General features: G+C 36.0%; 9 protein-coding genes. All 9 read left to right on the forward strand.

Annotated features, from left to right (window positions below):
• The first annotated feature begins 493 nt into the window (after positions 1–493).
• The gene (locus tag BM183_RS00470; protein WP_242960774.1) at positions 494–4837 is read left to right on the forward strand and encodes a 2-hydroxyacyl-CoA dehydratase; all 4344 of its coding nucleotides are present in this window, start codon (positions 494–496) and stop codon (positions 4835–4837) included.
• A gap of 249 nt (positions 4838–5086) precedes the next feature.
• Positions 5087–5947 carry an aminoglycoside 6-adenylyltransferase gene (locus tag BM183_RS00475; RefSeq protein ID WP_091683501.1) on the forward strand — a complete coding sequence of 287 codons (861 nt, stop codon included), beginning with the start codon at positions 5087–5089 and terminating at the stop codon, positions 5945–5947.
• A 245-nt stretch (positions 5948–6192) separates the two neighbouring features.
• Entirely contained in the window at positions 6193–7476 is a 1284-nt protein-coding gene (locus BM183_RS00480; protein WP_242960776.1) for a D-alanyl-D-alanine carboxypeptidase family protein, read from the forward strand.
• A gap of 322 nt (positions 7477–7798) precedes the next feature.
• Positions 7799–8431 carry an ABC transporter ATP-binding protein gene (locus BM183_RS00485; RefSeq protein ID WP_242960778.1) on the forward strand — a complete coding sequence of 211 codons (633 nt, stop codon included), beginning with the start codon at positions 7799–7801 and terminating at the stop codon, positions 8429–8431.
• The gene (locus BM183_RS00490; RefSeq protein WP_091683503.1) at positions 8431–9204 is read left to right on the forward strand and encodes an ABC transporter permease; all 774 of its coding nucleotides are present in this window, start codon (positions 8431–8433) and stop codon (positions 9202–9204) included. The genes BM183_RS00485 and BM183_RS00490 overlap by 1 nt, the downstream gene beginning before the upstream one ends.
• Positions 9205–9266: 62 nt before the next feature.
• Positions 9267–9965 carry a FadR/GntR family transcriptional regulator gene (locus tag BM183_RS00495; protein WP_091683505.1) on the forward strand — a complete coding sequence of 233 codons (699 nt, stop codon included), beginning with the start codon at positions 9267–9269 and terminating at the stop codon, positions 9963–9965.
• Between the two features lie 255 nt (positions 9966–10220).
• Positions 10221–11009 (forward strand): electron transfer flavoprotein subunit beta/FixA family protein, encoded by a 789-nt coding sequence (locus BM183_RS00500; RefSeq protein WP_091683507.1) that lies wholly within the window; start codon positions 10221–10223, stop codon positions 11007–11009.
• A 13-nt stretch (positions 11010–11022) separates the two neighbouring features.
• Positions 11023–12213 carry an electron transfer flavoprotein subunit alpha/FixB family protein gene (locus BM183_RS00505; protein WP_091683509.1) on the forward strand — a complete coding sequence of 397 codons (1191 nt, stop codon included), beginning with the start codon at positions 11023–11025 and terminating at the stop codon, positions 12211–12213.
• Positions 12214–12215: 2 nt separating this feature from the next.
• On the forward strand, positions 12216–13619 hold the full coding sequence (locus BM183_RS00510; RefSeq protein ID WP_091683511.1) for an FAD-binding oxidoreductase: 1404 nt from the start codon (positions 12216–12218) through the stop codon (positions 13617–13619).
• Positions 13620–13666 lie beyond the last annotated feature (47 nt).

The following is a 13666-nucleotide window of genomic DNA, read 5'->3' on the forward strand; positions in this document are numbered from 1 at the left end:
CTACCACCGGACACTATTAATGAAACGGATTGATAGTATCAAATGGTTTGACTATCAGGCCCTTCATCTAGTTAATTCTTAGGATGTCCTTATTTTCTAAACGAATTCTCATAGGTCGAATGTCACTACGTGCATATAAGTTTCAACAGGTATATTATTTTCTTTCATTCATTCTCTAACCTCCATTAAAAAAACGTTTGTACTGTTATTTAGGCAGAACAGACGTTTTTTTATTTAACATAATATAAAATTATTGGAAGAACTGTATGATTCAAGGAATCCGGAACATAATAGTTAGATATGGAATCTTTTTATGAGATCCTTCGCCTTAAGGCCCGGAAAAACATTTTCCAAAGACATAGAATAACATTTATTTAAGTCTTAGAATGATATTTTATTAAGGCCAGATTACAATAATCTTAAGGTTTAGAAAGATATAACGGGACTTTTATAGCAGTCATAAAGAGAAGCAGGAAGAGGAGAAACTAAGATTATGAATCCTTATAAAATTGGTTTAGACATTGGATCAACAACGGTAAAAATAGTGGTTCTTAATGAGGACAATAACATTATCTATAGTGAATATAAAAGACATTTATCAGATATTAAAAGTACTATAATCAGTATTATGAATTCATGTTATGAAATATTAGGTGACATTCATTGTACGATTAATATTACAGGTTCGGGCGGACTGTCTGTTTCTAATTGGTTAAATATAAACTTTGAACAGGAAGTGATTGCTTGTACCAAGGCAACAAAAACTATGATACCTGAGACGGATGTTGTAATAGAGCTAGGTGGAGAAGATGCAAAGATTACCTACTTAGCCGGCGGAATAGAACAACGGATGAATAACAGCTGTGCAGGCGGTACAGGAGCATTCATAGATCAGATGGCGGTACTATTGAATACAGATGCATCGGGATTAAATAAGTATGCTAAAAAACATAAAGTCATTTATCCAATTGCCTCAAGATGCGGTGTATTTGCAAAAACAGATGTACAGCCTTTATTAAATGATGGTGCTAATAAATCCGACATAGCTGCTTCCATACTTCAGGCAGTTGTAAATCAGACTATAGGGGGACTGGCTTGCGGTAAGCCCATTCGGGGAAAGATAGCTTTTTTAGGAGGCCCTCTTTACTTCTTATCTGAACTTAGAGAAAGATTTAGAGAAAGCTTGGGACTGACAGAAGATGATGTAATTATACCGGAGAACTCTATATATTATCCGGCTATTGGCGCGGCTTTGTTATCTGGTGAAAAGATAGAGAGAAGCTCTTACAATCCTTCTACAAGAACCATGCCTGAAAATGAAGAAAATGAAAAAGGCAGAGACACAGGGGAAAGGGATAAAGCCAATGAAAAAATAAATTTTAGCTTATTAAAACACAATCAAATATTTTCTTTAAAAGAAATTATAGATAAGATCTGGCTTATTGCGGATATTAAGGATGATGATGTGAGAAAGCTTCCGCCCTTATTTGAAAATGAAGCCCAGTACGAACAATTTAGAACAAGGCATGACAAAGCTACAGTAAAAAAGCAAAAGCTATCGGAATATAAAGGTAAAAGCTATCTGGGAATCGACGCTGGCTCTACTACAACTAAAGTTGTACTAATCGGACAAAAAGGGGAACTTCTGTACACTTATTATGGAAGCAACGAAGGAGACCCCATTCAAAAAGTGGTTAAGGTTTTAAAAGAATTATTTCAAATTCTCCCCCAAGGTGTAACCATTGCTAAAAGTACTGTTACCGGTTATGGAGAAAATCTTTTGAAGGCAGCATTTCATGTAGACATTGGGGAAATAGAAACCATTGCACATTATAAAGCAGCGGAACATTTTCTTCCCGGTGTGGATTTCATCTTGGATATTGGCGGACAAGATATGAAATGCTTACGTATTAAAAATGGTACTATTGACAGCATTCTGCTTAACGAGGCATGTTCCTCCGGTTGCGGCTCCTTTATTGAAGGGTTTGCCAATTCCTTGAATATGAAAGTAGAAGACTTTGCAAAGGAAGGAATATTTGCAAAAGCTCCGGTAGATTTGGGAACAAAGTGTACCGTATTTATGAATTCTAAAGTAAAACAGGCACAGAAGGAAGGGGCAGAGGTTGGTGATATATCGGCGGGACTGTCCTATTCGGTTATTAAGAATGCACTATTTAAAGTAATAAAAATACGTGATGAAAAAGACATGGGCGAAAATATCATTGTACAGGGAGGAACCTTTTATAATGATTCGGTTCTGCGGAGTTTTGAACTGATATCCGGACGGGAAGTTATAAGACCTGATATAGCAGGTCTTATGGGGGCCTTTGGAGCAGCGCTCATTGCAAGAGAAAGATATCAGGAGGGGGATGAATCAACTCTTTTACAAGGAGAGACCCTATCAAATTTTTCAGGCAATACCTCATACAATCGTTGTGCTAAATGCGGAAATCACTGCCTGCTTACCGTAAATGCATTTTCCAACGGGGAAACTTTTATAACGGGTAACCGGTGCGAAAGAGGACTTGGTTTAGAGGAAGATAAACTCTCTAAGATGCCAAACCTTTATGCCTTCAAATATAACAGAACCTTTGACTATAAGCCTATACCTATAGAAAAGGCAAAACGTGGAGCTATAGGAATTCCAAGAGTCTTGAATATGTATGATAATTATCCCTTTTGGTTCACACTGCTGACGGAATTGGGTTTTCGAGTGGTGGTATCTGCTCAGTCAAGCAAGAAATTATACGAAAAAGGACTGGAAACTATTCCTTCTGAGGCGGTATGTTATCCCGCCAAATTAAGCCACGGTCATATTATTAATTTACTTGAAAAGGGAATTACCACTATATTTTATCCCTCTATTGTATATGAGAAGAAAGAATATAAGAATGTGGACAACCATTTTAATTGTCCTATTGTTATCTCTTATGCGGAAGTTGTAAGGAATAATATAGACCGGTTAAAGGAAATTAAATTTATTGCTCCCTTCTTATCTTTGGATAATGATTCTTTGCTGGTTCGCAGAATTTATGAAGAATTCAAAGAGTATCAGGTTACCTTAGAAGAAGCAAAAAAAGCGGTAAGGGAAGCCAGAAAAGAGTTGGAGCGGTATAAAAGGGACATTCAGAAAAAAGGAGAAGAAGTACTTCATTTTTTAAGGAAGCATAATAAAAAAGGTATTGTGTTATGTGGAAAGCCCTATCATGTGGATTCAGAGATCAATCATGGAATACCTCAGCTTATAACATCCTTTGACCTGGCAGTATTAACAGAAGACAGTATATCCCATCTGAAAAATTGCAATCAGGAATTGCGTGTGGTGGATCAGTGGGCATATAACTCCAGATTATACCGTGCAGCTGCTTTGGTTGCTCAGGAAGACTGCCTGGATCTGATACAGCTAAATTCCTTTGGCTGCGGCCTGGACTCCGTAACCAGTGACCAAATAGCAGAAATCCTTGCCTCTGGGGGGAAAATGTATACCATGTTAAAAATTGATGAGGGAAATAATTTAGGTGCAGCCAAAATAAGAATTCGTTCTTTGAAAGCTGCCATAGAAGAAAGAGAAAGAAAAGCATACCAGGCGAAAAAGCTGAAAATTACTTATGACTACCCAATATTCACAAAAGATAAGAGAAAGACGAATACCATATTGGCACCCCAGATGGCCCCTATTCATTTTGAATTAGTACAAGAAGCGGTAAGGGCAAGCAAATATCATTTGGAAATATTACCGGAAGTTGATCAGGCTGCTTTAGACATGGGATTAAAGTATGTAAATAACGATGCTTGTTATCCTGCCATCCTTTTGGTGGGACAGATTATCCAAGGATTAAAGTCAGGTAAATACGATATCAATCATACTTCTGTTATGATAACTCAGACAGGAGGGGGATGCAGGGCAACTAATTATATGGCATTTTTAAAACTGGGGCTGAAGCAGGCGGGATTTGAAAATGTTCCGTTAATATCCCTGAATGCAGTAGGACTTGGGGAACAGCCGGGATTTAAGATAAGTCCGGGGATGTTAAACAAATTAATTATGGCAGTTTTGTATGGTGATTTATTTATGCGTGTTATATACGGAACAAGACCTTACGAAAAAGTTCCCGGTTCCACAGAAGCTTTGTATAAAGAATGGAATGAGAAGGCAAAAGAAAATTTAAGAAATGGAGACAGAAAGACCTTTCATAAGAATGTTAAAGCAATTATCAGTGAGTTTGACCAGCTTGAGGTAATAAATATTAAGAAGCCAAAGGTGGCAATTGTGGGAGAAATCCTGGCTAAATACCATCCTGTTGCTAATAATGGAATTATCCGGGCATTAGAAGAAGGCGGTGCAGAAGTTGTGCTACCAGATCTATTAGATTTCTTCTTTTATTCTCTCTATAATTCCGATTTTCAACACAAATATCTTGGAGGAACCAGGTTAAAAAAAGATTTTGGTAAAATAGGGATTGCGTATTTAAGTTATTACCGAAAGGTAATGAAAGCGGAACTGGAGAAGAGTAAGAGGTTTATGGCACCTTCTTCTATTCACCAGTTGGCAGAACTGGCTACTTCTGTATTATCTTTGGGAAATCATACAGGAGAAGGGTGGCTTATTACCGCAGAGATGATGGAGTGTATGGAGAATGGAATAAACAATATTCTTTGTGTCCAGCCATTGGCTTGCCTGCCCAATCACATAACCGGCCGGGGCATGTTTAAATCAGTAAAAGAAAAGTATCCGAATGCCAATATTATGCCCATTGATTATGATCCCGGAATCTCAAATGTAAACCAGCTGAATCGGATTAAATTAATGTTATCGGTGGCACAGAAGGAAATGTAAGTAATACTAAATTATTATATGGATTTAATTAATGGAAGAAAAATATTAGGATGCTTCGACATTTTTAAAGAAATGCTGAAGCATCCTGTTTTCTAAAGTCCTGTCAGTTGGCTAAATAGAGTAATTTGATTGTTGTTTTACTTATGTTAAAGCATATAGTAGGATATTCCTGCTAATTATAGTATAATAAATCTAATCATTATAGTAAAACCAATACATGAATTTAATAAAATAGTATAGGAGATTTCCATGTTAGATAAAATATTAAAAATAGCAAAAGAAGATTTTCGAATTCGCGGTGTCTTTCTAAACGGTTCCCGGGCAGATTCTGATGCAACAAAGGATGAATACTGTGATTATGATATTGTGTATCTGGTGGAAAACATACAATCTTTTACCAATGATAAAGAATGGTATAAAGTCTTTGGTGAAATCCTAATTATGCAGACTCCGGATGATTGGTATAATGAACCCTATGATTACAGCGGAAAGGAAAATTTTCATTATCTGATGCAATTTACAGACGGTAACCGAATTGATCTGACTTTGGTGGATACCGGGAACATAACTTGGGTAAGGGATAATAAAGAACCGAGAAAGATATTGCTAAATAAAGATAATCGGGAGGAATTATATGATATAACTTCAACTTCAATATACAACATAACGCCACCTGGTGAAAAAGAATTTCATGATTGCTGTAATGAATTTTGGTGGTTATCACTTTATGTTGCAAAGGGATTATGCCGTGAAGAGTTCCTGTATGCCAAAATACATATGGAAGATTATCAAATGCCTATGTTACTTAAAATGTTAAATTGGAGTATAGCAATGGATCATGATTTTTCTATATCTACAGGAAAATGTTCCAAATATCTAAAAAGATTTTTAAGTAAAGAAGAAATGCAGAATTTTATGGCTCTCTTTCCAGAGGGCGGTTATGAAGCCATTTGGGAAAAGTTATTCCTGCAATATGATTTTTTCAATAAAGTAGCTGTAAAAGTGGCCGAGTATTTTGGTTGGAAATATGATACCACGGAATTTCAAAAAGTTATAGATTACGCAAGAGAAATGAAGACAAATGTAACCGGAAGGGAGATTCTATTTTAAAATCTCCCAAAACATATTATTATACTAAAAAATGATAGAACGCCATAATTGAACATAGGTGTCTGGGTGTAATTGTGGGATTTCCTTCCAGACTTTCATAACATAGCAGGAGAGATATATTCAAGAATTTTTACCGATGAATTTCCAGAGTAATTTAGAAATAAAAATAACCTTATATTTTCTAAGCATATTATTCTAAAATATTTATAAAATAAAAATAAGTATATATAATAGGGTAACATGCTTTGAAAAAGAAAATTCTTCCCATAGTAGTTACAATGTTTATTCTATATTTTGCCTCATTCACTCATTATAAAGCGTTGGGCAATAAACTGGACCAGGAATATAAAAACATACAGAACCAAGTAAAAGCAGAAGAAGTAAAGATAAAAGGAATAGATGATAAGAATATTACAGTAAAGGATTCTAAAGATACAGTTCCTGAGTCTACTCCTGTAGAATATCCTAACATGAAATTACATGCCATAGGCTCTGCCTTAATGGATGCAGACAGCGGCAGGGTTTTGTATGAGAAAAAGGGAAATGATCCATTGCCTATGGCCAGTACTACCAAAATAATGACTTGCATAGTCGCACTAGAAAAGGGGAATCTGGAGGATGTTGTAACAGTTTCAAAATATGCTTCCACCAGGCCGGCGGTTAAACTTGGTATCAGGGAAGGGGAGCAGTACATATTAAAGGATTTATTATATTCCCTTATGTTGGAATCTCATAATGATGTGGCGGTAGCCATTGCAGAACACATAGGAGGTTCCGTACAGGGCTTTGCAAAAATGATGAATGATAAGGCAAAAGAAATAGGCTGTAAAAATACCCATTTTGTAACACCCAATGGGTTAGATGCAAATGGGCACTATACTACGGCAGTAGAATTATCAAAAATAGCTAGTTATGCTATAAAAAATGAACAATTTATTAAGATTACTAACGAACCTATATGGAACTTTAGTGAAGTGAAGACGGGAAGAAAATTTGCGGTAAGCAATAAGGATAGATTTTTATACATATTTGAAGGTGCTATAGGTGTAAAGACCGGATTTACAGGGAAAGCTGGTTATTGCTTTGTAGGTGCAGTGAAAAGGAATAATAAGACACTTGTTTCTGCAGTATTGGGAAGCGGCTGGCCTCCAAATAAGAGCTATAAGTGGAGTGATACCACCAAATTAATGAATTATGGCTTAGATAATTTTGATTATAAAACTATATTTGAAGGTACAGATGATTTTCAAACCATTATGGTGGAGAATGGAATAGAAAGCACTACCGATACTTATGTGGAAGGGGATTTAGGTCTTCTGGTAAGTAAAAGTGACAAGATTGACTATACTTATGATATGCCCGAAGTGGTAAAAGCACCAATTTATAAAGGAAGTGCGGTAGGATATATTAATATCTGGATTAATGGAGAAATATATACCAAATTCCCTATCAGAGTTTCAAAAACAGTAGCAGAGAGAGATTTTAATTACTGTTTGGATCAGATTATGAAGATGTACAAATTAAAATAAAAAAGGAATTACTACAAATGAATTATGTGGTGAAATATGTATAAAGCTATAAGGAAGTCTTATTATAACAACCTCATTGCTTATTCAGCAGTGGAAGTTCATAATGGACTTCTTTTTATCTTATAGAATTTCCCTAGTAAAAAAATCTCTCAACATTTCAAATTAATTAGTAAAATATGTTTCTTTAAAAGTAAAGAAAGCAGTATTACGGTTATGTTTCAGAATTAGATTATAATAATTGAAATTAGGGCTTACAATTATTATAATGAACATAATGAGTAATATATAAAATATAGAATAGAAAAAAGAGGAGAATAACCAATTGGACGGGATTCTATTTGAAACAAAGAATTTAAGCTTTAATCAGATAATTAAATATAAAGATATTCAGATCAAAGAAGGAAAAGTAAGCTTTATCGTTGGAAAAAGCGGTTCCGGTAAATCCACCTTATTAAAATTATTTAACGGTACCTTACCTCCAAGCAATGGAACCATATATTATCATGACCGGGATATTTCTCAAATGGACACCATTACTTTGCGGAAAGAAGTACTGCTGATCAGCCAGGCTGTTTATTTATTCGATGGCTGTATTGAAGATAATTTTAAAGAATTCTATCGTTACCGTGATATGCCTGCCCCTTCTGAGGAAGTTATGAAAGAATTTCTAAAATTATGTTGCATACCCTTTTCTTTGGATAAAGATTGTACCACTATGTCAGGGGGTGAAAAGCAGAGGGTATACATTGCTATCTATTTATCTTTCCTGCCAAAGGTTATTATGCTGGATGAACCAACTTCTGCTTTAGATAAAGAAAATAGTAATGATGTAATAGAGAATCTTATAGCATTTGCAAAAGATAAAGGAATCACAGTAATTATAGTAAGCCATGATCCTAAAATAACAGATAAATTTGCAGAAGAAATTATTTTAATAGAAAGGGGTGTGGACTAATGCAGGGAGCTGTTCAGTTAAATATTTTACAATTCAGTTTGGTTTATCTGCTGCTTATCATAGTACTAGCTATCATGAAAAAGTCCAGGATAAATCAAAGCAGATTCCTGATCATAGCCAGTTTGAGAATGACAGTACAGTTGGTTCTGGCGGGTCTAATCCTGACTTATATCTTTAAGAATCCACATCCTGTTTTTGTTGTCTTTTATATTATAGCCATGGTTGCATTCTCCATAAAGAGGGTTATTAATAAGAATAAAGGATTGAATTCCAAATTTAAATGGGCTGTTTCCATATCCCTTGCAGGTTCAGGGATATTCATCCTTTCTTATTTTGTTATAGTGGTAGTTGGTAAAAGTATATTCAATCCTCAATATACCATTCCCTTAGCCGGTATGATTATGGGTAATTCTATGACAGGTGTAACACTGGGGCTTAAAACCTTTAATGAAAATATCCGGTCCCAGAGAACAAAAATAGAAACTCTTTTAAATCTGGGGGCAACCCCTAAAAAGATACTTCTTCCATATGTAAATGATGCTGTTGAAACAGCTTTACTACCAACCATGAACTCAATGGTTGGGATGGGAATCGTATCATTGCCTGGAATGATGACTGGCCAGATTTTATCCGGTACACTTCCCACCACTGCTATTTTATATCAGATATCCATTATGATTGCCATATGTACCTCTGTTTGTTTAACCGTATTCTGTTCTTTACATTTTGGCTATAAAACTTTATATAATAGCAGAAATCAAATTAATTTCTAGTGAGAGCTATATTTTTTACTTGCAATTTACCGTAATAGTGATAAATCTTACAGGAGGAATTTATGGAAGAAAAAGAGTTACAGAAAAAGTCCTATACCAAAGTAGTTGATTATATTAAACATCAGATTATGGCGGGTCAGCTAAAAACAGGTGATAAACTGCCTGCTGAGAGAGAGCTATCTGAAACATTGGGAGTCAGCCGTAATTCCGTACGTGAAGCGGTCCGTACTTTAGATATTATGGGGGTAATATCCAGCCAGCATGGTGCCGGTAATTATGTCCAAGGAAACTTTGAAAATAATTTGGTAGAGTCTATGTCAATGATGTTCTTACTGAATCAGATTAATTATGAGCAAATCAGCCAATTAAGACTTGGACTGGAAATGCAAGCGTTAATGTTAGCCATAGACCATATAACAGAACCGGAGCTAAAGCAGATGGAGCAGATTATATCCCAACTGGAGAACGTAACAGAAGAAAATAATGTGATTCTGGATAAAAAACTACATTACAGTATCGCCGTGGCATCTAAAAATGTACTGATTCTAAACATACTGCAAGCTTTGTCCACCATAGTGGATCAGTTTATTCTGGATTTAAGAAGAGAAATATTAAGCAGTGAAGACAGCAGGGATGGCTTATATGAAGCCCATAAGGGAATGGTGAAGAGTCTGCTGACAAAAGACAAGGAACTGGGCAGAAAATCAATATATAAACACTTTGCATTAATTGATGATAAGTTAAAGAAATTTGGTAAGTAAGAATTTATAATTCTTACATATTGAAAGAAGAATTATCATATCCGGATTACTGATTGAATCGGAAGGGTTTTTTATTATTATGTAATATGAATAAAGATGATATGAAAAATTCAATAAATATTGTATATTTACCAGTAGCTTATTGACGCATTATTAAATTAATTATATAATAAGAATAACAAGTGGTACTACCAATTAGCTGCCACTTTATATTTTACTATAAGTGGTAGTACCAATTTTGAAAGGAGTAGATCTGTGAATATTTTAGTTTGTATTAAACAAGTTCCTGAAACCAACAAAGTTGAAGTGGATCCCGTTACCGGTGTACTAAAAAGAAATGGTGTAAGCTCTAAGATGAATCCTTATGATTTATATGCAATTGAAACTGCGCTAAGGATTCGTGAAGAAAAAGGAGGTACCATAACCGTTGTAACTATGGGACCTAATCAGGCTATTAGTATTATAAGGGAAGCTTTCTCTATGGGAGCTGATAAAGGAGCAATTATTTCAGACCGGAAATTTGGCGGAGCTGACGTGTTGGCAACCAGTTATACCATATCACAAGGGATTAAAAAATTAGGTCAGTTTGATTTAATCCTTTGCGGTAAACAAACAACAGATGGAGATACAGCACAAGTAGGGCCAGAAGTAGCAGAATTGCTGCAGATTCCAAGTGTCTCCAATGTGTGTAAAATAAAAGAAATAGCAGATAATTCTATTGTTGTGGAAATGGATATGACCGAGGACATAGAAATAGCCAAAGTTACATTTCCTTGTCTTTTATCAGTGGATAAAGATATATTTACCCCAAGGCTGCCTTCCTATTTGAAAAAGCAAGCCTCCAAAGACCGTGAAATCACAGTTATTACTTTTGATGATCTGGAGGACAAGAATGAAAAACATTATGGACTAAATGGCTCGCCAACACAAGTACAGCGCATCTTCCCACCAGAAGTGAATTCCGGTCAGGTAATATGGAAAGGCAATGGTTCAGAACTGGCTAACCGGCTTTACGATAAACTGGAAGAATTAAAACTGGTATAGGAGGAGTAAGAACATGGCTAAACTTATTATTAATCAAAGTAAAATTGATAATATAAAAGAATTTATCAGCATCTGTCCTTTTGGTGCTTTAGAAGAAGCAGAGGGGGAAGTCAGAGTAAATGCTGCCTGTAAGATGTGTAAATTGTGTGTGAAAAAAGGACCGGAAGGTGCTGCAACTTATGTGGAAGAGAAGGTAGAAGCAGTAGATAAATCTTTATGGAAAGGTATCGCTGTTTATGTGGACCATATAGATGGGGACATTCATCCTGTTACTTATGAATTAATCGGTAAAGCAAAAGAACTTGCCAGTAAGATTCATCATCCTGTGTATGCCATTATGATGGGAAGTAATATAAAAGAGAAATGTAAGGAACTTCTTCATTATGGCATTGATAAAATATTTGTATATGATTTTAAAGAGTTAGACCGTTTTAAGATAGAGCCTTATACGGCAGTTTTTAAAGATTTTATTGAAAATATTAAACCAACGGCTATCTTAGTAGGTGCAACTACCGTAGGCCGTCAGCTAGCACCTCGGGTAGCGGCAAGGCTTCAAACTGGTCTAACAGCAGATTGTACAATACTGGATATGAATGAGGATACTGACCTGATACAAATCCGCCCTGCTTTTGGCGGTAACATAATGGCACAGATCTTAACTCCAAACCACAGGCCACAGATGGCAACCGTACGTTATAAAGTTATGGATGCTCCCAAGAGAAAAAAAGAGGAATCCGGTGAAATCCTATTCTGCAATATAGATTCCAAATTATTAAAAAACAATGTAGAAGTACTGGATATCATAAAGAAAGAAAAAGAAGAATTTATTGAAGGAGCCGATGTACTGGTGGTTGCAGGCCGTGGTGTGAAAAAGGAAGAAGATATTGCCATGCTTGAAGAACTTGCTGATTTATTGGGAGGTCAGATTGCTTGTACCAGACCGATGGCTGAAGCCGGATGGATGGAAGCAAAACGACAAATCGGATTAAGTGGAAGAACAGTCCGGCCAAAACTTATTATCACCTGTGGTGTATCCGGTGCCATTCAGTTTGTGGCAGGTATGAATCATTCCGAACATATTATAGCTATTAATAAAGATGAGAAAGCTCCAATCTTTAAAGTAGCAAATGACTGTTTGGTAGGAGATTTATATGAAATCATACCAGAATTAATTGATAAATTAAAGGCAAATAAGGGGGCTTAACTGTGAATTATAAAAGATTGGATCAAACAGATATAGAATACATAGAAAGTATTATTGGAGACAAAGAACGTGTACTCTATGGTGAAAATATCAATGAAGAATACAGCCACGACGAATTAAGTGGTACGGAAAGTTACCCGGATGTAGTGGTAAGGGTAACCTCAGCAGAAGAAGTTGCTGCAATTATGAAGTACGCTTATGAGCGTAGGATTCCCGTAACTCCCCGTGGGGCAGGAACCGGCCTGGTAGGCTCTTCTGTAGCCATGGAACATGGTATTATGTTAGAAACTGGTTTAATGAATCATGTACTGGAACTGGACGAAGATAATCTTACTATCACTGTAGAGCCAGGCGTATTATTAATGGACCTGGCAGCTTACGTAGAAGAGAGAGATTTATTTTATCCCCCGGATCCAGGGGAAAAGTCCGCAACCATAGGTGGTAATATCAGCACCAATGCAGGTGGAATGAGAGCGGTTAAATACGGAGTTACCAGGGATTATGTCCGTGGACTTGAAGTAGTATTGCCCAATGGAGATATTACAACCTTTGGCGGAAAGGTTGTAAAAAACAGTACCGGCTATGCTTTAAAGGATTTAATGGTAGGTTCCGAAGGAACACTTGGAATTATTACGAAAGCAGTATTAAAATTATTACCCTTGCCTCAAAAAGCCATCAGTTTATTAATACCATATCCAAGTTTGGAGCAGGCCATAAGAACCGTACCATTAATTATAAAATCAAAGTCCATTCCCACCGCTATTGAGTTTATGCAGCGGGAAGTAATCATGGATGCAGAAAAATATTTGGGTAAAAAATTCCCTGATAATTCTGCCGATGCCTATCTGTTATTAAAATTTGATGGCAATTCTGTAGAAGAAATAGAAAAAGCCTATGAAGGAATAGCGCAAATCTGTTTAGAACAAGGAGCAATAGATATTCTAATTTCCGATACGGAAGAGAGAGAAGAATCTATTTGGAAGGCAAGAGGTGCATTCTTAGAGGCTATTAAAGGCTCCACTACTTATATGGATGAAGTGGATGTTGTTGTTCCGAGAAGCTCTGTGAATGAGATGGTGGAATATATTCATAACCTTCATGAAAAAGTAGATATCCGGATTAAAAGTTTTGGTCATGCAGGAGATGGCAATCTCCACGCCTATATCTTAAAGGATGATTTAAGCAACGAAGAATGGGAGCAGAAGATGAAAGCGGCTATGGATAACATTTATGAAAAAGCCAGGGAATTAAATGGCCAGGTATCCGGTGAACATGGAATCGGATATGCGAAAAAATCTTATCTTTTAGAATCCATGGATCCGGTGGTAGTAGAAATCATGAGAGGAATTAAGAAAGCTTTTGATCCGAAGAATATTTTAAATCCACATAAGGTATTTGAAAATTAATAATACAGGTTATAAATTAAAGAGAATCCTGCAAGGGCGGCGGAGCT

The organism is Anaerocolumna aminovalerica, from assembly GCF_900115365.1.
Lineage (GTDB): Bacteria > Bacillota > Clostridia > Lachnospirales > Lachnospiraceae > Anaerocolumna > Anaerocolumna aminovalerica.